Source organism: Pseudorhodoplanes sp., assembly GCF_059499825.1.
In genome coordinates this window covers 188,985-210,860 of the sequence record NZ_JCABZI010000019.1, presented here as the reverse complement: position 1 = coordinate 210,860, position 21,876 = coordinate 188,985, and the positions used below count along the sequence as shown (strand labels likewise).

Here is a 21,876-nt window from a genome sequence, read left to right as displayed (position 1 = left end):
GCGCATCAGAGCGGGCACGCCTTCACATCGGCAGGCCTGGTCCGCGCCTGCGCCGACGGCGCCTCGAACACCACGAAATTCCCGAGGTTTCCGGACAAGGCCGTGAATGACACCTCGCGATAGCCCACGGCCGCGAGTTCGCAGCGCATCAGGCCGGGCGGCGTGCCGTGAAATTGCGTCGGCCGGTCCGGATCGAGAATGCCGACAAGGCCGCCGGGCTTCATGGCGAGGCCGAGATTGTGCAGGAACGCATAGGGCTGCGCGATCTCGTGATACATGTGGATGAGCAAAGCGGCATCGATCGAATTCGGCGGCAGGCGCGGGTCATGCGGCTCGCCGCGCGCGATCACCACATTCGCGAGCTTCGCCTTGAGCACGCGCGCATTCAGCATGCTCAGATAATTCGGCGTGATGTCGTTGGCGTAGACCTTGCCGTCGGGACCGAGCAGCGTCGACAACCGCATCACGTAATAGCCCGAACCCGCGCCGATATCGGCGACGCTCATGCCGGGCTTCAGCTTCATCAGCGCGAAGACCTGCTCGGTTTCCTTCGCCGCGTCGCGATTGGCTTCGGTATCGAAGATCGGGCTGATGATTTCGGCGACCGGCCGGGCCGGATTTGGAAACGCGCTGGCCGGTGCGCCGGGCGGGGCGAGATATGCGTCCTGCGCGAGCGCGACGGACGTCATCGCCATGATTGCCGATAGCGTCAATGCAGCGGCGCGTCTCATGTTGGTCCTGCACTCAGTTTGCTGTGGTCGTGGTGGTAACACTGCATCAACGCGTCCGGAACGCACAGGTTGCCGTCGCAGCGAGGCGATCACAAAATCGGGGGACCCGGAGCCGGGTTTGGTGCCTGCGCGCGCCTGGCGCCGGGGATCGGCTTGCTGAAAAAGCCATCATCCCGACACAAGCCGCGGCCAGAAGTCCGCGCCCCGGCCTTGTCCTCGCGTCTTGCGCTTCGCCCGCAGCGGGTTACAAGACGCCGGTATCGATCAGGGAGAAACGACCGATGCGCGCTTTTTCACGACGTCACCTGATGGCTGCCTGCGCCGCCATCGCAACCGTAAGCATCGTGTCCACAGGAATTCTGAGCATGACTGACGACGCCTCCGCCCAGTCCGCCAAGCCGGTCACCACCTCATCCGGCCTGCAGATGATCGATACCCAGGCCGGCACCGGCGCGTCCCCGAAAGCGGGGCAGACCGCGGTGGTGCATTACACCGGCTATCTCAACGACAACGGCAAGAAGGGCAAGAAATTCGATTCGTCGGTGGATCGCGGCTCGCCGTTCGAATTTCCGGTCGGACAGGGTCGGGTGATCAAGGGCTGGGACGAGGGCGTCGCCTCGATGAAGGTCGGCGGCAAGCGCACGCTGATCATCCCGCCGGATCTCGGCTATGGCGCGCGCGGCGCCGGCGGCGTGATCCCGCCGAACGCGACCCTGATCTTCGACGTCGAATTGCTCGGCGTGAAGTAAGGTTCTGTTTTGCGTCGGGTGGGTTGACGCCCAACGGGTCCGCGCGAAGCGCGGCCCGATGACAGGCTCAGGCGCGCAACCCGCCCGGTCGCGCTACCTATCTCTGCAGATCCTTGAGGGTCTGCGCATTCGGACAATATTGGTCGAAATTTCCGGCCGCGCGGCCATGGCCGATTTCATCGGCGCAATGCAGCTTGGCGATGCAGGACGCGCAATTGCGCTCCAGTTCCCGGGTCATCGACTGCGATAGCTTCTGCGCGTCGACGCCGGTTACATCCAGCATATGGGGCAGCATTTCGGTCGAACCGGGTTCGCGCCCGACCAGCCAGCGCAGGTCTTCGGGGCGTCCGCGCACATGCGCGCGCATCCGCTCCATTTCCTCGCCACGGGCGTGCTCGAGAAATTCGAGATCGCGCTGATATGGGCTCGGGCTCAGCCAGTCCCGGAGCTTCTGCATGATCGGCCATTGCGCCTGAACGGATGACATCGGGTGTTCCTTCCGTATTCGATATCGGAAGGAAGTCTGTCAGGACCGCGATTCGACGCCTTGATCCGGATCAAGCCGAGGACGTCCAGCTAGCGCGCCGAATCGGATTCGACCACGCCCGGCTTGACCTGATGCGGCACCGGCTCCGTGGCCGGGATCTGCTGCGGCATCTCGCCAGCGGGCGCGACGTTCTCTCCGTCCGGTACGCTGGCGCCGGTCTGCGGCGCGGCTGGGTCCGCTGCAGGTTCGGCCGGGGCCGCAGCGCCGGTGGTCTCCTGCGCCGGGGGCGACGAGGCCATAATATCGCCGTCGGTCGCGGACGGACGCCCAAGCCCGTACACGGTGATGCCGACGATCATGATGCAGGCGAACGCCACCGCCGCGATCTGCAGGACGCTCGCGCGCCCTTCGGACAGTTGCAGTTGCGGATCGGCCTGAACCGGCTCTGGATTGAGCGGCCGCTCGCGGATGGGCTCGTCACTATGGTCCTCGGGTCGATTCATGGCGCACTCCTCTGTCGCAAGGACAACGGGATGGCGGTGAGCCGGTTCCTCTATCGGGACCATCAGGAGAACGACAGATTGACACGGCTCAAGGCGCGCGAGCGAGCGTCATATTCAATTGCGCGAAAGTATCTGCGGCGCGACAATGCCATCAAGGCTGCGCTACTGCGAGAGCGTTCAGTCCAAACCAGTCGAACAGGGAGCCAACGTCATGACCCGTGCAACATTCCGGTCCGTCGCAGCTATCGCGGTCTGCGCTGCCGTTACCTCGGCGCAGCCGGCTGCCGCGCAGGAAGCGCTTGTCACGTACAAAAGCCTCAGCCCCGAAATCGCGCTCGATCTTGCGCGCGCGACCCTTGAGGATTGCCGCAAGCGCGGCTTCCAGGTTGCGGTAGCGGTGGTCGACCGGTTCGGTCAGACCCAGGTCATGATCCGCGACCGCTTTGCCGGACCGCATACGCCCGCTACTGCCGCCGGCAAGGGATGGACCGCCGTCAGCTTCCGCACCAACACCACCGACCTGATCGGCATCAGCGAGCCCGGCATGCCACAGGCGGGCCTGCGCGATCTGCCGGGCGCGGTGATCCTCGGCGGCGGCGTGCGGGTCGAGGCGGCCGGCGTTACCGTCGGTGCGGTCGGCGTATCGGGCGCGCCCGGCGGTGACGCCGACGACGCCTGCGCCAAGGCCGGGATTGCTGCGGTGCAGGACAAGCTCGATTTCTAGCCAGACGGTGCCGCATCGGTTCTACTTGCCGGTCCGGCACGGCAAGCGCAGTCTTCCGTTAACGCCGCAACAAGCGGCGAGCGGAGGAAGTCCATGTCTGAACGCTTGATGTCTGAACGCTCGATGTTTGCTCGATTGCTATCGGCACGTTCGCTGCGCGCGGTGACGTCCGCGATCGCCTTGCTCGGTGTTGCCATCGCGTCGCCCGCATTGGCGCAATATCCCGAACGCAATGTCACGCTCATCGTGCCGTATGGTGCCGGCGGCGGCACCGACATCACCGCGCGCATGCTCGCGAAAGATCTTGAAGCCGTGCTCGGCAAGCCGGTGACAGTCGAGAACCGGGCCGGCGGCGGCGGCTGGGTCGGCTGGGGCGGCCTCGCGAAGGCGGCTCCCGACGGCTACACCATCGGCTATCTCAACGTGCCGTCGATGTATGCCGGCTATCTCGACCGGCAATACAACCGGTCGGAATCGCTCGACAGCTTCACGCCGCTGATGAACCACGTGCTGGATTACAATGTCTGGGCGGTGAAGGCGGATTCGCCGTTCAAGTCGGTGAAGGACATCGTTGAGGCCGCGAAGAAGGCGCCCGAGACGATCAGCGTATCCGCATTCGGCGCCGGCTCGGACGATCATCTCGCCATCCTCTCGATGCAGAAGGAGAACGGCATCAAGTTGATCACCGTGCATCACAAGTCGACCGCCGATGCGAAGACCGGCGCGCTCGGCGGACATATCCAGGTGCTGGGTGCCAATATTTCCGAAGTCGCCGAAGAAGCGCGCGCGGGCACTATCCGCATCCTGGGCGTGATGGCGCCGGAGCGCTCGCCGTTCCTGCCCGATGCGCCGACCTTCAAGGAACTGGGCTTCAATCAGGTGTGGTCGGTGTCACGGGGGATCGCGGCGCCTGCAGGGCTGCCGAAGAACGTGCAGGATGCCTTGACGGCGGCGCTGGAAAAGACGCTGACCTCGCCGGAGCACCAGCAGAAGGCCAGGGCATTGTCGCTCGAGCCGCGTGTTATCAAGGGCGACGACTACAAGAAATTCCTGAAGGACAATGAAGTCAGCACCAAGACGCTGATGGGATGGTAGGAGCGGTGATGATTGGCGAGGTCGATTCAGTCGAGATACAGGTCCTCGTCGATAACGCGACCGACACGCTGTCCTCGACGCCTTCGCATGTGGAAAGCGAGGGCGCCGGCCTGATGCGGCGCGGCGTGCGCATGATGGGCGGCAAATGCCTGTGCTGCGCCGCGCACGGACTGTCGTGCCTCATCACCATCGAACGCGCCGGCATGCGGCGGACCATGCTGTTCGATACCGGCCCGGAAGAATACGCCTTCGAGCGCAATGTCACGCGGCTCGGCGCCGATCTCGCGCCGGTCGAGGCGATCATGCTGTCGCATGGTCACTGGGATCATGCCGGCGCCATGCTGCTGGCGCTGACCATGATCCGAGCCCGGAACGGCGGCAAGGAGATTGCCTTCGACGCGCATCCCGACATGTTCCACACCCGTGCCGTCCGGATGCCGAATGGCGGCTTTCGCCAGATGGAGGATGTCCCGGGTATCGACGACCTCACCGCCTTCGGTGCGAAGGTGATGGAGAGCCGCGAACCGCATGCGCTGCTCGACGGCATGATCCACGTCAGCGGCGAAATTCCGCGGGTCACCGCCTACGAACGCGGCTATCCCGGCCAGGTGCGCCGCACCGCCGACGGGCAAGACTGGGAGCCGGACGAACTGCTGATCGACGAGCGCTGGCTCGGCATCCATGTGAAAGGGAAGGGGCTCGTGGTGCTGTCGGCCTGTTCGCATGCCGGCATCGTCAATGTGCTTCACCACGCGCGCGCGAGCTTCCCCGACGTGCCGCTGCACGCGATCATGGGCGGGCTGCATCTGTCCGGCGCCAATGAAGCGGTCATCCCGCAGACCGTCGGCGATCTGAAACAGTTTGGCCTGAGCACGATCGCGGCCGGGCATTGCACCGGCTGGCGCGCGATGACCGCGCTCGCCAATGCGTTCGGCGACCGGGTGCTGGCGCCGACCGCCGTCGGCAAGCGCTATTCGTTCTGAGCTATTTCGACCCGCATACCGATCCGATGGCGCCGGTCCCGCGACGGCGGGGCGTAAGAGCCGCCGTCGACTGATCCGCTTGCGCGGGACTGAACGGAGACGAACCTACCGCTTCGCCACGTTGACCTTTTTCGGCGGCTGCTTCTTGGCGGCGGCGCTGACGTTGTTGGTCTTATTCGTTGCCTTTGCGGTCTTCACGTCCTTTCCGCCCTTCTTGTTCTTGGCGGTCTTTTTCTTCTTCAGCGACGCTTCGTATGTCTTGCACTCCTCGTGCTCGGACTGTTCGAGCGCGCGGCGTTCGGCGCGTGTGGCCTCGCGGAAGAATTCATGCCGCCCGACCTGCACCACCGGCACGAATTCCTTGCGGAAGCGGCAGGCATTCTTCGGCGGCGTCAGCGACGCATTCATGTAATAGCGCAGCAACCGGTCCTCGAGCCCGCTGCGGCCCTCGATCTCGTCGCGCGCGATCTCCATGGAATAGCGCCAGGCCTTGCCGCCGCGCACCGTGCGCTTTTCGATCGCGAGGCAGGCAAAGGAAAACTGGCAGACCTTGCCGCGCTTGTAGAATACGACGTCGCAGATCCTGTTGCCGCCCCAGATCTGCCGGTTGGCCTTTGCGCGTTCGACCACGACATGGGCGATGTGGCGCTGGCCTTCTTCGGTTTCGTCGGTCGATCCGCCTTCGAAATACACCGCAAGCGCGAGACAATAGAGATCGGTTTCGTAGGCGATGTCGCGGCTGCGGTTGATCGGGTCACCGAGCGCGACTTTGATTTCCTCGACCGGCGCCTGATACGCGATGGCCGGTGTGCCGATGACGGTTGCTGCGATAGTTGCGCATGCAAGGTAGAGCGATGCGATGATGCCCCGCATAAGTCCCCCCAAAATAACTTGCCGCAAAAATCGATACGCAAATTGCGACGCTACAAAACGCAGGACCCCCGTCGCATGCGTGAGAGTTCGCTTTGAAAATGTGGCGGTCGAAGGGCAAAAGGTTAACAGACACCGCTGTTTTCACAGCCTGCTTCATGGCGCGGCGGCCCCGAAGCCGCTTAAGATGCTGAATTGTCAGCGCGAAACGCGCATTGCGCCCTTGTGACGACGGGCCACAATGTCGCACACTCGTTAACCATGTGCGTGCCCGGCATTGTGCTGCGCACACCTGATCCGGAAGCCCTATGCCGACATCTCCGATTCAATACGAAGACGCATCAGCCGAAGTCCGCGCGGTGTTCGACGACATCAAGGCGTCGCGCAATGTGCCGGACGTCAACAATTTCTGGAAATATCTCGCCCGCGATCCGGCTGTGCTCAAGCGCACCTGGGAAAGCGTGAAAGAGGTGATGGCGCCAGGCAGCCTCGATCCGCTGACCAAGGAGATGATCTATCTCGCGGTCAGCGTTACCAATGGCTGCGGCTATTGCATCGCAAGCCACACCGCCGCGGCGCGCAAGGCCGGCATGACTGACGCGATGTTCGGCGAGGTGATGGCGGTCACCGGCATGGCGAACGAAACCAACCGGCTGGCGAATGGCTATCGGGTGCCGATCGACAAGATGTTCGAGTAGGCGATGACTACCATTCTTCCGGGCAGGGCAGCAGCATCGACCAGAGATCGGGGCCGTTCTTGACCACCTTCATCTCCGGGGTGAGACCGCCATTGCGGTCGATCCAGTCGAGCACCGGTTCGGAATAATACGTGAGCAGGTCACGGGTCCCGGCCGCGTGGGCGACCTTCTTGCGGATCGGCCATTCCACCATCGTATAGGCCTGGTGGAAGCCCAGGCTGGCGCGCGGCGTCACGCAAATCTTGTTGCGCGGCACGATCCCGATCACCAGCGTGCAGGCCGAATTGCAGATTCCGTCGATGATGACGCGTTCGCCGCGTTCTGCGATCCGCTTGTATTTCGCCTTGTATTTCTCGACTTCGCCGCCGTGATCGCGCGTGATGCGCAAATCGGCGAAAGCCGACAGGGTCGAAACACACAAGATCGCAACAGCTACCCCCAGCCGCCGCATACCCACCCCGATTTCAATCCAGACGCGTGACAAACTGGAGGCCGGGAAGGGCCTCAGCTAGGCAAGACTTTGGCGAAATCCGGTTTTCAATTGGTTAAGGATGCGGCGGTTTTAACCATGTGCAAGTGGAACCGCGACCGGCAGTTCCACTGGTCACACGCCGCTGGCGATCCGCCGCACCGCGAGATGATCGTTCACGCCCCGCACGCCCGGCGTCTCCTCGACCAGCACCCGGACGGCATTGCGTTCGGTCGGGGACAGCACCATTCCCCACAGCTCGACGACGCCATCGGTGACGATCGGATTGATCAGGCTCGGATGCGCCCATGACTGCGCCGTCAGGCGATCGGTGATGGTGTCGCGCAATTCGGCATCCGACGGCTGCGCCGCGACGGCCTGCGGCTTCGCACTGGCCAGCGCCTGCAGCAGGTTGGCGCGGCTGACCACGCCGATCACCAGATCGCCCTCGACCACGGGAACCCGCTTGATGCGGTTGTCCTCGAGCAGGCGCGCGACCTCTCGCAGCGGGGTATCGGGCTTCGCAACCACCACGTCCTTCGACATCACATCCGACACCTTGGTGCCGTGCGCCTTGATGAAATCATAGGCCTGCTGGTCGGCGCCGGAGATGAAATTGAGCCACCACGACGACTTGCGTTCGGTTCCGGTCTCGGCGCGCCGCACGAGGTCGCCCTCGGAAATGATGCCGATCAGAGCGCCGCGCTTGTCGACCACCGGCAGCGCGCTGACGCCGCGCTCCAGCATTAGTTTTGCGGCCGCCTGCACGGTCGCGTCCGGTTCGATCGTGACCACGCGGACCGTCATCACATCGCTAGCGTTCATTTGGCTTCTCCCGGTTTTTCGGGTGCAAGCCTAGCTGTGGCCGCGCGCGGGCAATTTGACGTCAGTCAAACCGGTGATGTTTTGCGAAGGACGTTCTGCAGGGACGCTCTGCAAGCGACACTTCGCAAACCGGTTCCCGCGATGCCGACGCCTGCGACACATGCGCATTTGCGCGATTAACATCCCGGCAACCTCTCCAATTTACTCGAAGAGACTGGGAAATCGGGTGTGGAATGCAATTGGCCGCAAATGGCCGCTGGCTGGACGGCGGAATCATCGCTCTGCTGCTGGCCGCAGGGATCCTCGTACAAACCGGTGCGGTTGCGAAACCTTCGGCGCCCGACGGTAGCCGGGCGGTCGCGGTGCTGTTCGCGCCGTGGGTCGATGCCGGCAGCGCGTTGCAGCGCGTGGGCGACGCGGGAGCACGCATTGTCGGGCAGGGCGCATTCCCGTTCATCGTCGTGGTCGAACCCGACCGGCCGGATTTTGCCGCCCGCGCCGCGGCGCACGGCGCCGTCCTGCTCCTCGATCTGCGCGCGCTCGCTGCCTGCTTCACCCTGGGGCGCCCATGATCACGCCAATCAACAGCCTTGCGAGCCTGCAGCGCACGGTTGCCATCGCGCTCACGATCCTTGCCTTCGTGCATGTCCCCGTCCTCATCGGACTGGCCAGCCTGCGCGGCTACGGCATTGCGGGCGTGGCGGGTCTCTCGCTCGTGCTGGCCGCAGCGCCGGCCTTGCTGCTGATGGCAGGGCGTCCGGTTGTCATCGTCGGAGCGGCGCTAGCGGTGGCGCTGGTCGCGCAGACCTCGCTGATGGTCTATCTGATGGAAGGCCATCCCTGGCAGGTCGAAACCCATTTCTACTACTTCGCCATCCTGGCGATGCTGTCCGGATTTTGCGATCTGCGGATTCTGATTCTCGCTGCGGGGTTGATCGCCGTGCAGCATCTCGGCTTCAATCAGATGCTGCCGGCCGCGATCTATCCCGGCGGCACCGATTACGGGCGCGTTGCGTTGCATGCCTTCGTGGTGGTGATCGAGACCACGATGCTCGCCGGCATCGGATGGACGATCCGCAACGCATTCCAGCAGGCCCAGACCCAGCGCGAGACCGCGGAAAAGGTGGCGGCGAAACTTGGCATCGTGCTCGACGAGCGCAGCCATGAGCTGAGCGCGACCAACGATCGCGTGCAACTCGTCGAGCAGACCTTGCAGGCCTTCAAGCTTGAAATGGCGCAGGCGGTGAGTGTGCTGCACCAGACCGCGACGGCGCTTCACACCAATGCCGACAAGCTCAATGCCGCTTCCGCCCAGTCGAACGCGCAGACCTCCACCGCAATCCTCGTCGCCGAGGACACCACCGCCCGGGTGAAACTGGCCGCGCATGCCGGCGACGAACTGGCCGCGACGATCACCGAAGTCGAAAGCAACGCCACCCAATCGCTGCAGCTTGCCAGCACCGCGGTGGAGCAGGCGCGGCGCGCCAGCATCACGATCGACGATCTTGCCGAAGTTGCGGCCGAGATCGGCAAGGTGACCGACCTCATCAGCGCCATCGCCAGCCAGACCAATCTGCTGGCGCTCAATGCCACCATCGAAGCGGCGCGGGCCGGCGATGCCGGCCGCGGCTTCGCAGTGGTGGCGCAGGAAGTAAAGGCACTGGCGGCTCAGACCGCAAATGCGACCCAGGAGATTTCGCGCCGGATCGCCGCCATCCAGCAGACGACCGGCCGTTCGGTCGAGGCGATCGGGTCAATCAGCGAGAGCGTACTCGCGCTCGACGCCTCGCATGCGCGGATCGCAAGCGCCGTGCAGCAGCAGGCGGTGGCGACGCGCGAGATCGCAGGCAACGTCAATTCGGCAACCTCCGGCGTCGGGCGTCTGGCGGCGTCGGTCTCCGAAATCGAACGGGTCACGGCCGAAGGCGCAATCGCCATCGCGCAATTCAGCGAAGCGGCAGCCGAGGTGACGCGTCAGGCCGGTACGATCCGTGCGCGGGTCCACGAATTCACCCGGCAGATCCAGCATCTCGAAACCGACAGCGGCAGCAGCGTCACCGCTGCTGCCTGAGGATGCCTTCGAAGCGCGACACCGACCGCGCTAATAGACCACCACGCTGCGGATGCTTTCGCCCTTGTGCATCATGTCGAAGCCCTTGTTGATGTCCGACAGGGGCAGGATGTGGGTGATCATCGGATCGATTTGAATCTTCTTGTCCATGTACCAGTCGACGATCTTCGGCACGTCCGTGCGGCCCCTGGCGCCGCCGAAGGCCGAGCCCTTCCAGACCCGCCCGGTCACCAGCTGGAACGGGCGCGTCGAAATCTCCGCGCCGGCGGGCGCAACGCCGATCACCACCGAGACGCCCCAGCCGCGATGGCAGGCTTCCAGCGCCTGCCGCATCACCGTGACATTGCCGGTGCAGTCGAAGGTGTAGTCCGCGCCGCCGATCTGGTCGGCCGGCGTCTTGGTCATGTCGACCAGATACGGCACGAGGTCCTTGCCGATCTCCTTCGGATTGACGAAGTGGGTCATGCCGAACCGCTCGCCCCAGGCCTTGCGGTCGTTGTTGAGATCGACGCCAATGATCATGTCGGCGCCTGCGAGCTTGAGGCCCTGGATCACATTCAGGCCGATGCCGCCAAGCCCGAACACGATCGTCTTCGCGCCGATCTCGACCTTCGCGGTGTTGAACACGGCGCCGATGCCGGTGGTGACGCCGCAGCCGATGTAGCAGATCTTGTCGAACGGAGCGTCCTCGCGCACCTTGGCCACTGCGATCTCCGGCAGCACGGTGTAATTGGCGAAGGTCGAGCAGCCCATATAGTGATAGAGCGGCTTGCCATCGAGCGAGAAGCGCGAGGTCCCGTCGGGCATCAGGCCTTTCCCTTGAGTGGCGCGGATGGCGGTGCACAGATTCGTCTTGCGCGACAGGCAGGACGGGCATTGCCGGCATTCCGGCGTATAGAGCGGGATGACGTGGTCGCCCTTTTTCACCGAGGTTACGCCCGGACCGACATCGACCACTACACCCGCACCTTCGTGACCCAGGATCGCGGGGAAGATGCCTTCCGGGTCGTCGCCGGACAGCGTGAAGTCGTCGGTATGGCAGATCCCGGTCGCCTTGATCTCGACCAGGACCTCGCCGGCCTTCGGGCCTTCGAGCTGAACTGTCATGATTTCAAGGGGCTTACCCGCCGCCACCGCCACTGCCGCACGCACATCCATGTTTCGGTCTCCAGATCCGCCGCGGACCGGTCCGCAGCATTTTTAACCTCCCACTCATGCACCGGATGGCGCGAATCGCGCAATGCCGCACTGCGCCATGGCTTCCCGGGCACCGGGGCGGGCGCCTCCGGAGGCAGCTTTTTCTTGAAACGCGGCATATCCCTGAGGCGCGAAGTGCTTTACAAAGGGGGTTCTACCCACACGGCACCGGAGACTTTAAGTGGCTACAGGCACTGTTAAATGGTTCAACGCAACCAAGGGATACGGCTTCATTCAACCGGACGGCGGCGGGAAGGATGTGTTTCTGCACATCTCGGCTGTTGAGCGCGCGGGTTTGAGCTCTGTTCCGGAAGGCGCGAAGGTCGAATACGAAATCGTGTCCGACCGCGGCAAAGAATCCGCTGGAAACCTCAAGATGAAGTGACGCTGCGGCGTTGCTTCTAACCTGAGTGTGCCCCGCTTCGGCGGGGTTTTTTTTGTGCTGCAGGAGACGCTGCGAGCGTGCAGGCGCTGTGAACATGAGACGCCTGCGCCGGATGAATTTGTGCCGCCCGCATCTTGTGCGTTAGAGACCGGCCGCCGGGATTGTACTTGTGAAAACCTCCGTCACCGACATCGCCATTCGCGCTGCGCCGATGACTTTCGTGCTGCTGTGGTGCACGGGATTCATCTCGGCCAAATACGGCATGCCCTATGCGGAGCCGCTGACCTTCCTGTTCGCGCGGATGGGGCTGGTGGTGCTGGTGCTCGCCGCCATCGTGGCGGTGATGCGGGTGCCGCTGCCTGGTCCGGTCGATGCCTGGCACAGCCTGGTGGCGGGCTTTCTGTTGCAGTCACTCTATCTCGGCGGGGTGTTCGTGGCGCTGTCGCAGGGCGTGCCGGCCGGCATATCGGCGCTGATTCCCGGCCTGCAGCCGATCCTGACCGCGACACTCGCCGGGCGGTTTCTCGGCGAACGAGTCACGCCGGTGCAGTGGGGTGGTTTCGCGCTGGGGCTGGTCGGCGTGCTGCTCGTGCTCAACGACCGCAATGTCAGCATGACCGGGACGCCGATCGGCTGGACCGCGAGCGTGATCTCGCTCCTGGGCATCACTCTCGGCACGCTCTATCAGAAGCGCTATTGCGGCGCGATCGACTGGCGCTCGGGCAATCTCGTGCAATTCGCCGGCGCGACATTGTTGTTCGCGATCGGCTCGTGGGCGATCGAGACCCGCCCGATCGACTGGACCCCGCAATTCATCCTCGCGCTCGGCTGGTCGGTCATCGTGCTGTCGGTGCTGACCGTCGCGCTGATGTATTGGCTGATCCGGCGCATCCCGGCGTCGCGGGTGGCGAGCCTGTTCTATCTCGTGCCGGCAACGACGGCTGTGATTGCCTGGCTGATGTTCGGCGAGACGCTGAACGCTTTCGCCATTGCCGGCATGGTGCTGTGCGCGGCCGGGGTGTTCATTGTGAACTACAAGCTCGCGCCAAGTCCTAGTCCCTGATGAAATCCCAACCCCTGATCGAGTCCTAACCCTTGATCCTGTCGAACGCGGCGAGCGCGCGCTTGCGCGCCATGTCGTGATCGACCATCGGGTCCGGATAGGTCTTGCCGAGCGCGACCTTGGATTCTGTCAGTTCGAGGGGCGTCGCCATCCACGGCTTGTGGATGAAGCGGTCGGGCAGGGCAGCGATTTCCGGCACCCAGCGCCGCACATAGTCGCCGTGCGGATCGAAGCGTTCGCCCTGCAATATCGGATTGAAGATGCGGAAGTAGGGCGCCGCATCGGCGCCGGAGCCCGCGACCCATTGCCAGCTTGCGGTGTTGTTGGCCGGGTCGGCATCGACCAGCGTGTCCCAGAACCATTGCTCGCCGAGCCGCCAGTCGATCAGCAGATGCTTGATCAGGAACGACGCCACCACCATGCGTACGCGGTTATGCATCCAGCCGGTGTGCCAGAGTTCGCGCATGCCGGCATCGACGATCGGATAGCCGGTCTGTCCGCGTTGCCACGCTCTCAGCGCGTCGTCGTCGGTCCGCCACGGAAACGCATCGAAGCGCGATTGCAGGTTCACGGTCGCGAGATCGGGAAAATGATGCAGCAGGTGATAGGAGAATTCGCGCCAGCCGAGTTCGCTCAGGAATTTGTCGACGTCGCGTGATGGGGCGCCCTGATCCGCGGCGAAGCGCGCGGCGTGATAGATTTGCGTGGCGCTGATTTCGCCGAAACGCAGATAGGGCGACAGACGCGAGGTTGCCGGCTTGTCCGGGCGGTCGCGCTCGTCGGCATAGCCGCGGATGGTATCGAGGAAGTCGGCCAGCCGCTCACGCGCCGCCGCTTCGCCAGCAACCCAGGTCTCGCGCATGCCGCCGGCCCAGTCGGGTTTCGTCGGCTCGAGGTGCCAGTCTTCAAGCGTCTCGGAGGCCACGTCGGCCGGCGGCGGCAATCGCGTCGGCGCCGGCACCGGCTGGCGGGGATCGCCGAGCGCCAGCACGCGCTTCCAGAACGGCGTGAAGACCCGCAGCGGTCCGCCATCCGCGGTGAGCACCTTGCCCGGCTCGACCAAGAGATTGGCGGGGAAGGTGCCGCCGGTCACGCCCTGCGCTTTCAGCGCCGCGATCACCGCGTCGTCGATCGCGATCCCGGCTCGGTCGCTGCGCCGGTTGAAGTAGACTTGCGTGGCCTTCGCTTCGCGCGCCAGACGCGGGATCACGTCCGCCGCCTTGCCGCGGCGCAGCACCAGTCGCTGCCCAAGTTTTCGCAGATCGCGGTCGAGCGCCCGCAGCGACTGCGCCAGCCACCAGCGCGACGCGCCGCCATGCGGACGCAGGCCGGAACTGTCCTCGTCGAGGACATAGATGCAGGTCAGTTTGGCGGCCTTGGCGCCGGCGGTCAGGGCCGCGTGATCGGCGAGCCGCAGATCGTCGCGAAGCCAGACGAGTGCGGAGAACTCCGCCGACGATTGCAGATGGTCTGCCATAACAGATGCCGACATTCCTGTTTTGACGGTGCTATTTGCCGAACTTGCCGGCAATCACGAGCTGGGTCTGGGTCACGATCGCGGCGAGCTTGCCGTCGCTGGCGCGGGTGATGCGGGTCTGCCAGACCATGGTGGTGCGGCCCTTGTGCAGCGCAATGCATTCGGCGCGGGCGGTGTCGCCGACATGGATGGCGGCGAAGAAATTCGTTTTGCTTTCGATGGTTGCGGTGGTCGCACCGTCCGGCAGATTGACGATGGTGGCGGCGCCTCCGAGGTCGTCGGCGAAGGCCATGACGGCCCCGCCATGCATGTTTCCGTTGCGGTTTCCGAGGTCGGGCCGAACGCTGAGCTCGGCCTCGATCCGGTCCGGCGTGTTGCTGATCACCTTGATCCCGAGCATATCGGCGAACGGCGGCTGGGTGTCCTGGCGCATTCTAAAAGTCCTGCAAGATCGCGGGAAAAGTCCGCTTGCCATAAACCGGTGCCGGTGAGAAGCGGACCAAAAGCCGGGACGGCCGGTGAAACCATTGGGGGCTGTCAGGCGTAACTAACGACTGTCATTCATCGGGAATTGCCATGAAACGCGCCGTCATTCTCTATTTCACGACACTGGTCGTGATGCTGCCGCTCGATTTCCTGTTTCTCGGCGTGATTGCCAAGAATTTCTTCCAGTCGCAGGTCGGTCCGCTGCTCGGTGACGTACGGATCGTGCCGGCTGCGATTTTCTATCTGGCCTATCCGATCGGCATCGTGATTTTCGCGAGCTACGCCGCCGGGCAGAACTGGCAGCACGCGCTGCTCTACGGCGCGCTGTTCGGGATGTTCTGCTACGCAACCTTCGATCTTACCGCGTTGGCTCTGATCAAGGGATGGACCTGGCCGGTGACATTGGTCGATATCACCTGGGGCACCGTGGTGACCGCGACCTCGGCGACGCTTGGTCTGCTGCTCGCCAATCTGGTCCTACGTCCCGACTGATCCGGACATCCGCTTCAGCCAGGCGTGGGCGAAGACCAGGTCCTGTTGCGTCAGGGCATGTCCCGCCGGCAGCAGTTCAAGCGTGACTTCGGCGCCGGCCTCGCCGAGCAAGGCCGCGAAATACGGCGGCCGGTCGGCGGGCACCAGCGGATCGTCCTTGCCGGATAGCAGCAGCACCGGGAAACCGGTCAGGTCTGGCAGCGGTCGCGGATCGAAAGGCAGCGTCGCCCGCATCAGCAGCGCGCCGGCGATCAGCGACGGATCCTGGCGCATCAGGTTCCAGCCGATATTGGCGCCGTTGGAGAAGCCGAGCACGACCGGGGGCGGCAGGCCGTAGGCCGCGCGGGCGCGCATGACGAAGTCTGCCAGTTCCACAGTGCGCGCGTTGAAATCGTCGAGGTCCCAGGCGCCATCTTCGTCACGGCGGAAGAAGCGCAGGACCGAACCTTCCTCGAGCACCTTGCCGCGCGGCGACAGCAAGGCAGATCCGGGCGACAGCATCTCCCCGAGCGGGATGAGATCATTTTCGTCGGCACCGGTGCCGTGTAGCAAAAGCAGCGGCGGGCGGGTGGCGTCCGTCGCGGGGATGTAACGATGGATGAAGCCGAGATCGGGTGCCTGTGCCACGGTTCATGATGGCACAGGCTCGCCGCTTCGCGAAAGGTGCTACTTCGGCTGGGGCACGATCCGGATGTAGGGCTTGGGCGACTTCCAGCCCTGCGGAAACAACGTCTTGGCGTCGTCGTCCGATACCGAGCCTGCGATGATCACGTCGTCGCCCTGTTTCCACTGGGCGGGCGTCGCGATCTTGTGCTTGGCGCCCAGCTGGAGGGAATCGATAACCCGGAGCACTTCATCGAAGTTGCGGCCGACCGTCATCGGATAGACCAGGATCAACTTGATCTTCTTGTCCGGGCCGATGATGAAGACGTTGCGGACCGTCTGGTTGTCGGCCGCGCTGCGCTTGGTCGGATCGCCCGAGATCGCCGCCGGCAGCATGCCGTAGAGCTTCGATACGTTGAAATCGGTATCGGCGATCATCGGATAATTGGGCTCGAAGCCCTGTGTCTCGCCGATGTCCTTCGCCCAGTCGGCATGGCGGTCGACAGGATCGACCGAGAGGCCGATGATCTTCACGCCGCGCTTGTCGAATTCCGGCTTGATGCGGGCCATGTAGCCGAGTTCGGTGGTGCAGACCGGGGTGAAGTCCTTCGGATGGGAGAACAGCACGCCCCAGGAATCGCCAAGCCAGTCGTGAAAGCGGATCTTGCCCTGCGTGGTTACGGCTTCAAAATCGGGGGCGGTGTCGTTGATCGCGAGAGCCATGTTGGTCCTCCATGGGTCGCGCCTCCGGGACGGGACGCGGCATTGCTGGGGTCAGAGAATGAGCGGGCGCCGGATCGCGTCCGGCGGGTATATACAGCCTTCGAGGAACAAATATAAGACGCCGGATGTTTCGGATTTCGATTGATCGAGAGATGATTTTTCCGGCCGTTCCTGGTTCGCAGCAAAACCTTTCTGGCTGCACGCGAGATCGGGCCCGATTGAAATGGATATTACAGACCTGCTCTCGCATTTTGCTGTGGCGCTCGGAATCGGGCTGCTGATTGGCATCGAGCGTGGCTGGCGCACCCGCGAGGAGAAGCCCGGCAGCCGTACGGCGGGGGTCCGCACCTTTACCATCATCGGCATTCTGGGCGGCACCACGGGCGTGCTTGCGGAGGCGGCCGGCACCCCGTTGACGATCGCTGGATCCCTCATTCTCGGATTGGGCTTCGTTGGCTTTGCCGTGACCTTCGCCTTGATGTGCCGCGAAGAAAATCGGGCGGACAACAGTTACTCTGCGACCACCGCGATTGCCGGCATGCTGACCTTCGCGCTGTCGGCCTACGCCATGATCGGCGACATTCGGGCCGCAGCCGCCGCTGCGGTGGCGACGGTCGGTGTACTCGCCCTGCGAGCGCCCTTGCATGCTTGGCTGACGAAAATCGAGGAGCGCGAGATCCGCTCTTCTCTGATCCTTCTCGCCATGACCTTCATTGCACTGCCGCTCATACCCGATGAGCCGATCGGTCCGTTCGGCGGGGTCAATCCGCGCGAAATCTGGTTGATCGCGATTGTTCTCGCGGGCGTGTCGTTCGCAGGCTACGTCGCCGTGAAGGTGCTGGGCTCCCGACACGGCATCATGCTGGCCGCGGCCGCGGGCGGTCTGGTTTCGTCGACTGCAGTGACGGCTTCAAACGCCAAACGCGCAGCGGCCGGTGAGGGTGCGCCGCATCTGCTCGCGGCCGGTGTGGCGCTCGCGACCGCGGTGTCGTTTGCGCGGGTGCTTGTCATCGCCGGATTTCTGAAGCCGGAACTTCTGAAGCTGCTCGCGCCGCCTCTCATTGCGGCGATCGCGGTGGCGGTGGGTTGGGCCTTTATTTCCGTCTATGGGCGCAAGGCAGACGACAGGGAGGAGCAGACCGTCGAATTCAAGAACCCGTTCGGATTCTGGTCGGTCATCGGCTTCGCCATCTTGCTGGCGGCCATTGTCATGCTCGGTCGGGTGCTCGGGGAAAATCTCGGCGCCACGGGCGCCATTATCGGGGCGCTGGCACTGGGCCTGGCCGATGTCGACGCGGTGACCGTGTCCATGTCGCGGCTTGTCCCCGACACGTTGTCGCTGAATGCAGCAGGGCTGGCCATTCTGGCTGCCGTGGTCTCCAACAATGTCAGCAAAACCATGATCGGAGCCGCAGCCGGGCGAGGGGCCTTTGCAATTCAGATCGCGGCCATGACCGCATTATGCTTCACGGCCGGGGGTGTCGCGTACTGGCTCGCCACCCTCATGACCCCCGCCTGAATCCGAATTGACATTTTTGTTGCAGCGCCGAAAAGTCTGTCTGTTGAGGGGGCGGGCGCCGTATGTTCAAGCGTATCCTGATTGCAAATCGCGGCGAGATTGCTTGCCGGATCATAAAGACCGCGCGGCGTATGGGTATTTCCACGGTGGCGGTCTATTCCGACGCCGACCGCGACGCGCTGCATGTTGAGATGGCGGATGAAGCCGTTCACATCGGCCCTCCGCCGGCGGCCGAAAGCTATCTGCTGATCGACAAGATCATCGCCGCCTGCAAGGCGACGGGCGCGGAAGCCGTCCATCCCGGCTACGGCTTCCTGTCCGAGCGCGAAGCCTTTCCGAAAGCGCTGGAAGCCAACGGCATCGTCTTCATCGGGCCGAACGCCAAGGCGATCGCCGCCATGGGCGACAAGATCGAATCCAAGAAGGCGGCCGCCGCCGCAGGCGTCTCCACCGTCCCCGGTTATCTCGGCGAGATCGCCGACGAGGCGGAGGCGGTGAAGATCGCTAACCAGATCGGCTATCCCGTGATGATCAAGGCCTCCGCGGGCGGCGGCGGCAAGGGCATGCGGATCGCGTGGTCGGAAAGCGAAGTCGCCGAAGGCTTTGCGCGGTCTAAGTCGGAAGCCAGGTCGTCCTTTGGTGACGACCGCATGTTCATCGAGAAATTCATCGTCGATCCGCGCCACATCGAAATCCAGTTGCTGGGCGACAAGCACGGCAACGTCATCTATCTCGGCGAACGTGAATGCTCGATCCAGCGCCGCAATCAGAAGGTGATCGAGGAGGCACCGTCGCCGTTGCTGGATGAGACGACGCGCAAAAAGATGGGCGAGCAGGCGGTCGCACTGGCCAAGGCGGTCGGCTACGACTCGGCCGGCACCGTCGAGTTTGTCGCGGGCCAGGACCGCTCGTTCTTTTTCCTAGAAATGAATACCCGGCTGCAGGTCGAGCATCCGGTGACCGAGCTGATCACAGGCATCGACCTGGTCGAGCAGATGATCCGCGTCGCCGCGGGCGAGGTTCTCTCGATCAAGCAATCCGATGTGACGCTCACCGGCTGGGCGGTCGAGAGCCGTGTTTATGCCGAGGATCCCTATCGCGGCTTCCTGCCGTCGACAGGCCGGCTGGTGCGTTACCGTCCACCGGCGGAGTCGCAAAGGGACGGCATCACCGTCCGCAACGACACCGGCGTCTACGAGGGCGGCGAGATTTCCCTCTATTACGATCCGATGATCGCAAAGCTCGTGACCCATGGTCCGGACCGGTTATCGGCGATCGACGCGCAGGCCGATGCGCTGGATGCCTTCTATGTCGGCGGCATCCGCCACAATATTCCGTTCCTGTCGGCGCTTATGGCGCATCCGCGCTGGCGCGCGGGAACGCTGTCGACCGGTTTTATCGCCGAGGAATTTCCGGATGGCTTTCACGGCGTGGCACCGGAGGGCGAAACCGCGCATGTGCTGGCGGCGGTCGCAACCGCGGTCGATCATGTGCTGGGCGAACGAAAGCGCCGGATTTCGGGTCAGATGACGCACCGGCTGGTGACGCGCGAGCGCGAACGCGCGGTGTGGCTGAACGAAACCGAATACAAGCTCGAGGTGACCCGCGCGAACGGCAGCATCGAGATCGCGTTCAGGACCGGTGCGGAGCATGTGCACAAGCTGGAATCGGACTGGAAGCCCGGTGATCCGGTCTGGTCGGGGAGGGTCGATGGCAAGCCGGTGACCGTGCAGATCAATCCGGTGCCGAACGGCTTCGATCTGGCGTACCGTGGCGTGCAGGCCAGGGCCTTTGTCTATACCGCGAGCGAAGCCGCCTATGCGCGCCTGATGCCGGTGAAGAAGGCGGCCGATACCGGCAAGTCGCTGCTGTGTCCGATGCCCGGACTTGTGGTCTCGATTGATGTGAAGGAAGGGCAGGAGATCAAGGTCGGCGAAACCCTCGCGGTCGTCGAGGCGATGAAGATGGAAAACGTTCTGCGCGCCGAGCGGGATGGAACCGTAAAAAAGATCCACGCGAAAAAGGGCGACAGCCTCGCGGTCGATGCCGTGATCATGGAATTCGCCTGACCGGATTTGTTGCGCGGAACTTCCAGACCCTTCATGCCGTTTCCTCCGCGCAACAAGCCGGAGGGACTATCATGGCGGACAACGAAAAAGCTCTGGGCAAGAGCGACCTCCCGGACGATCTGCGCCGGCACGATGCTCGTCCCGATCGGCCGGATTCCCTTCCGGAGATTGCGGACGACACGGCCCATGCCGGCATCAGCCCGCCGCCGGACGGCGGCAATCCCGAGCACCCGATTCACGACGAGGACATCGAGGATCTCGGCCCTGAGGATTTCGAGGAGATGATCGACAAGGGCGAACCCCGTCCGGTCGACAAGGTGATGCCGAAATAGACGGTATGCGTCACAACGCGCGCAGATTGGCGTTCGCGGGCCGCCATGCGACCATGCGCGCATGAATATTTTCGAATCGCTCGTCCCGTCCGGTGATCTGGAACAGGGGCCTTACACGCGGGCACTGGTCGGCCTCCTGATCGGTGCCGTGCTGTCGAACATGCTGAGCGCACCGGTGGTGACCGCGTCGTTCGGAATCTGGCCGTTTGTTGTCACGCAATTCGCTCTGCTCTGGTTCTGGTTCGCGCTTACCGCAAAGCGGCTGCGTAATGCGGAGCGCAGCGTGCTCGGCGTGACTGCGGTCGCCATGATCGCGCTGATCGCGGTGGTGCTGCTGGCGGTGATGCTGGCGTTGCAGGCGAGCGACCTCGAAGCTGGCACGGCAGCCCCATTCATACCGGCATCGATCGGCACGCTGATCTATCCGTTCGTCTTCCTTTTCAATCTCGCCACCGGACCGTCGGCCAATGCGCAGGACCTGACGATCGCCGTGCTCGCGACCTTTACGGTGGCACCGTTGCTGCTGATGACGTGGTATTCGGCCTGGGCCGCGCTGCAACCGTCCGAATTGCACGCGAGCGAGCCCGACGCGTGAGGCTCTATTTCGCCTATGGCTCAAACATGAGCCGCGGGCCGATGCGCGTACGCTGTCCGACGGCGAAGGAGGCCGGTGTGGCGATCCTGCGAGACTATCGCTTTGTCATCATGGCAAATGGATATGCGTCGGTGGTGCCGGCGGCGGGACAGGACGTGCACGGGCTCGTCTGGCGGATCGGCCCGCAGGATCTCGCAGCGCTCGACGACTATGAAGATGTCGCCGGCGGGCTTTACCGCCATGCGACGCTCCCGGTCCTTCAGGACGGCCGGCCGACCGATGCGCTGGTTTATCTCGGCTGCGAAGCGCGCGAGGGCCGCCCGAGCGCGGCCTACATGGCACTGGTGGTCGAGGCCGCGCGCGAATGCGGCCTGCCCGCGGATTATGTCGAGAAGCTCGCGCGGCTTGCACCGGGAGCCGGGTGATGGGTGAGCGTGCGATCCGCCGCGTCGTCATTCATGGCCGGGTTCAGGGCGTGGGTTACCGCGACTGGACACGGCATGTCGCGCGCGGGCGCTCGATCGAAGGCTGGGTGCGCAACCGCACGTATGGCAGTGTCGAGGCCTTGTTTGCGGGTCCGGCCGAGGCCGTCGCCGGCATGATCGAAGCCTGCCGGACGGGGCCGCCAAGTGCCCGGGTGGAGCGGATCGACGAGCAGGATGCGGCGCCGTCGGACCTCGATCTCCGCCGGCCGGGCGAAAGCTTCAGCGTCCTCGGGACCGTGTAGAAA

The 21,876-nt window shown here is 64.0% G+C and carries 27 protein-coding genes; 16 read left to right on the top strand and 11 right to left on the bottom strand.

Going from position 1 to position 21,876, the window contains the following annotated elements; all coding sequences use genetic code 11:
* Positions 1–5 precede the first annotated feature (5 nt).
* Positions 6–731: a methyltransferase domain-containing protein gene (locus tag AC5I5I_RS23910; RefSeq protein ID WP_495977311.1), complete on the bottom strand. Its 726-nt coding sequence runs from the start codon at positions 729–731 to the stop codon at positions 6–8.
* A 359-nt stretch (positions 732–1,090) separates the two neighbouring features.
* On the opposite strand from AC5I5I_RS23910, the gene AC5I5I_RS23905 reads away from it, so the two are divergent.
* Positions 1,091–1,480, top strand: coding sequence for an FKBP-type peptidyl-prolyl cis-trans isomerase (locus AC5I5I_RS23905; protein ID WP_495977376.1), 390 nt, complete (start codon positions 1,091–1,093; stop codon positions 1,478–1,480).
* Positions 1,481–1,577: 97 nt separating this feature from the next.
* Here the strand turns inward: AC5I5I_RS23905 and AC5I5I_RS23900 are convergent, their stop codons facing one another.
* Complete coding sequence (locus tag AC5I5I_RS23900) at positions 1,578–1,967, bottom strand: hypothetical protein (RefSeq protein ID WP_495977309.1); 390 nt, start codon at positions 1,965–1,967, stop codon at positions 1,578–1,580.
* 89 nt (positions 1,968–2,056) lie between these two features.
* Positions 2,057–2,470: a hypothetical protein gene (locus AC5I5I_RS23895; RefSeq protein WP_495977307.1), complete on the bottom strand. Its 414-nt coding sequence runs from the start codon at positions 2,468–2,470 to the stop codon at positions 2,057–2,059.
* A gap of 211 nt (positions 2,471–2,681) precedes the next feature.
* On the opposite strand from AC5I5I_RS23895, the gene AC5I5I_RS23890 reads away from it, so the two are divergent.
* From AC5I5I_RS23890 to AC5I5I_RS23880, 3 genes are all read left to right on the top strand, one after another.
* Positions 2,682–3,194 (top strand): GlcG/HbpS family heme-binding protein, encoded by a 513-nt coding sequence (locus tag AC5I5I_RS23890; RefSeq protein ID WP_495977305.1) that lies wholly within the window; start codon positions 2,682–2,684, stop codon positions 3,192–3,194.
* A 93-nt stretch (positions 3,195–3,287) separates the two neighbouring features.
* Positions 3,288–4,289, top strand: coding sequence for a tripartite tricarboxylate transporter substrate binding protein (locus AC5I5I_RS23885; protein ID WP_495977303.1), 1,002 nt, complete (start codon positions 3,288–3,290; stop codon positions 4,287–4,289).
* A gap of 8 nt (positions 4,290–4,297) precedes the next feature.
* Positions 4,298–5,272 (top strand): MBL fold metallo-hydrolase, encoded by a 975-nt coding sequence (locus AC5I5I_RS23880; protein WP_495977301.1) that lies wholly within the window; start codon positions 4,298–4,300, stop codon positions 5,270–5,272.
* Between the two features lie 105 nt (positions 5,273–5,377).
* On the opposite strand, the gene AC5I5I_RS23875 is transcribed toward AC5I5I_RS23880, so the two are convergent.
* A complete protein-coding gene (locus tag AC5I5I_RS23875; protein ID WP_495977299.1) occupies positions 5,378–6,145 on the bottom strand; it encodes a cell wall hydrolase in 768 nt (255 codons plus the stop codon).
* Positions 6,146–6,450: 305 nt separating this feature from the next.
* Here AC5I5I_RS23875 and AC5I5I_RS23870 point away from each other — a divergent pair, with 305 nt between their 5' ends.
* Complete coding sequence (locus AC5I5I_RS23870; protein WP_495977297.1) at positions 6,451–6,840, top strand: carboxymuconolactone decarboxylase family protein; 390 nt, start codon at positions 6,451–6,453, stop codon at positions 6,838–6,840.
* A 7-nt stretch (positions 6,841–6,847) separates the two neighbouring features.
* On the opposite strand, the gene AC5I5I_RS23865 is transcribed toward AC5I5I_RS23870, so the two are convergent.
* Both AC5I5I_RS23865 and AC5I5I_RS23860 read right to left on the bottom strand, forming a co-directional pair.
* Positions 6,848–7,291, bottom strand: coding sequence for a hypothetical protein (locus AC5I5I_RS23865; protein ID WP_495977374.1), 444 nt, complete (start codon positions 7,289–7,291; stop codon positions 6,848–6,850).
* Positions 7,292–7,444: 153 nt separating this feature from the next.
* Positions 7,445–8,134 (bottom strand): CBS domain-containing protein, encoded by a 690-nt coding sequence (locus tag AC5I5I_RS23860; protein WP_495977295.1) that lies wholly within the window; start codon positions 8,132–8,134, stop codon positions 7,445–7,447.
* A 233-nt stretch (positions 8,135–8,367) separates the two neighbouring features.
* Between AC5I5I_RS23860 and AC5I5I_RS23855 the strand changes: the two genes are divergently transcribed.
* Positions 8,368–8,706 (top strand): hypothetical protein, encoded by a 339-nt coding sequence (locus AC5I5I_RS23855; protein ID WP_495977293.1) that lies wholly within the window; start codon positions 8,368–8,370, stop codon positions 8,704–8,706.
* Entirely contained in the window at positions 8,703–10,205 is a 1,503-nt protein-coding gene (locus tag AC5I5I_RS23850) for a methyl-accepting chemotaxis protein (RefSeq protein ID WP_495977291.1), read from the top strand. Before AC5I5I_RS23855 ends, AC5I5I_RS23850 begins: the two co-directional genes overlap by 4 nt.
* Positions 10,206–10,235: 30 nt before the next feature.
* On the opposite strand, the gene AC5I5I_RS23845 is transcribed toward AC5I5I_RS23850, so the two are convergent.
* On the bottom strand, positions 10,236–11,363 hold the full coding sequence (locus AC5I5I_RS23845) for an S-(hydroxymethyl)glutathione dehydrogenase/class III alcohol dehydrogenase (protein ID WP_495977289.1): 1,128 nt from the start codon (positions 11,361–11,363) through the stop codon (positions 10,236–10,238).
* Between the two features lie 220 nt (positions 11,364–11,583).
* Between AC5I5I_RS23845 and AC5I5I_RS23840 the strand changes: the two genes are divergently transcribed.
* The gene (locus tag AC5I5I_RS23840) at positions 11,584–11,787 is read left to right on the top strand and encodes a cold-shock protein (protein WP_428520788.1); all 204 of its coding nucleotides are present in this window, start codon (positions 11,584–11,586) and stop codon (positions 11,785–11,787) included.
* A 211-nt stretch (positions 11,788–11,998) separates the two neighbouring features.
* Entirely contained in the window at positions 11,999–12,850 is an 852-nt protein-coding gene (locus tag AC5I5I_RS23835) for a DMT family transporter (RefSeq protein WP_495977372.1), read from the top strand.
* 25 nt (positions 12,851–12,875) lie between these two features.
* Here the strand turns inward: AC5I5I_RS23835 and AC5I5I_RS23830 are convergent, their stop codons facing one another.
* Positions 12,876–14,327, bottom strand: a complete 1,452-nt coding sequence (locus tag AC5I5I_RS23830; RefSeq protein WP_495977286.1) for a cryptochrome/photolyase family protein — start codon at positions 14,325–14,327, stop codon at positions 12,876–12,878.
* A 31-nt stretch (positions 14,328–14,358) separates the two neighbouring features.
* Entirely contained in the window at positions 14,359–14,760 is a 402-nt protein-coding gene (locus tag AC5I5I_RS23825) for a PaaI family thioesterase (RefSeq protein WP_495977284.1), read from the bottom strand.
* Positions 14,761–14,903: 143 nt separating this feature from the next.
* Between AC5I5I_RS23825 and AC5I5I_RS23820 the strand changes: the two genes are divergently transcribed.
* Positions 14,904–15,305: a DUF2177 family protein gene (locus AC5I5I_RS23820; RefSeq protein ID WP_495977282.1), complete on the top strand. Its 402-nt coding sequence runs from the start codon at positions 14,904–14,906 to the stop codon at positions 15,303–15,305.
* On the opposite strand, the gene AC5I5I_RS23815 is transcribed toward AC5I5I_RS23820, so the two are convergent.
* Together AC5I5I_RS23815 and AC5I5I_RS23810 are read right to left on the bottom strand one after the other, a co-directional pair.
* On the bottom strand, positions 15,291–15,932 hold the full coding sequence (locus AC5I5I_RS23815; protein WP_495977280.1) for an alpha/beta hydrolase: 642 nt from the start codon (positions 15,930–15,932) through the stop codon (positions 15,291–15,293). The two genes, AC5I5I_RS23820 and AC5I5I_RS23815, sit on opposite strands and share 15 nt — an antisense overlap.
* A 39-nt stretch (positions 15,933–15,971) precedes the next feature.
* Positions 15,972–16,631: a peroxiredoxin gene (locus AC5I5I_RS23810; RefSeq protein ID WP_495977278.1), complete on the bottom strand. Its 660-nt coding sequence runs from the start codon at positions 16,629–16,631 to the stop codon at positions 15,972–15,974.
* A 223-nt stretch (positions 16,632–16,854) separates the two neighbouring features.
* Here AC5I5I_RS23810 and AC5I5I_RS23805 point away from each other — a divergent pair, with 223 nt between their 5' ends.
* The 6 genes from AC5I5I_RS23805 (at position 16,855) to AC5I5I_RS23780 (ending at position 21,873) form a co-directional block, all read left to right on the top strand.
* Positions 16,855–18,150, top strand: coding sequence for an MgtC/SapB family protein (locus tag AC5I5I_RS23805; RefSeq protein ID WP_495977276.1), 1,296 nt, complete (start codon positions 16,855–16,857; stop codon positions 18,148–18,150).
* A 62-nt stretch (positions 18,151–18,212) separates the two neighbouring features.
* Positions 18,213–20,219, top strand: a complete 2,007-nt coding sequence (locus AC5I5I_RS23800; RefSeq protein ID WP_495977274.1) for an acetyl-CoA carboxylase biotin carboxylase subunit — start codon at positions 18,213–18,215, stop codon at positions 20,217–20,219.
* A gap of 71 nt (positions 20,220–20,290) precedes the next feature.
* Positions 20,291–20,551 carry a hypothetical protein gene (locus AC5I5I_RS23795; protein ID WP_495977272.1) on the top strand — a complete coding sequence of 87 codons (261 nt, stop codon included), beginning with the start codon at positions 20,291–20,293 and terminating at the stop codon, positions 20,549–20,551.
* A 61-nt stretch (positions 20,552–20,612) separates the two neighbouring features.
* The gene (locus AC5I5I_RS23790) at positions 20,613–21,146 is read left to right on the top strand and encodes a hypothetical protein (protein ID WP_495977270.1); all 534 of its coding nucleotides are present in this window, start codon (positions 20,613–20,615) and stop codon (positions 21,144–21,146) included.
* Positions 21,143–21,571, top strand: coding sequence for a gamma-glutamylcyclotransferase family protein (locus AC5I5I_RS23785; protein WP_495977269.1), 429 nt, complete (start codon positions 21,143–21,145; stop codon positions 21,569–21,571). The genes AC5I5I_RS23790 and AC5I5I_RS23785 overlap by 4 nt, the downstream gene beginning before the upstream one ends.
* Positions 21,571–21,873, top strand: a complete 303-nt coding sequence (locus AC5I5I_RS23780) for an acylphosphatase (RefSeq protein WP_495977267.1) — start codon at positions 21,571–21,573, stop codon at positions 21,871–21,873. Before AC5I5I_RS23785 ends, AC5I5I_RS23780 begins: the two co-directional genes overlap by 1 nt.
* Positions 21,874–21,876: the final 3 nt, after the last annotated feature.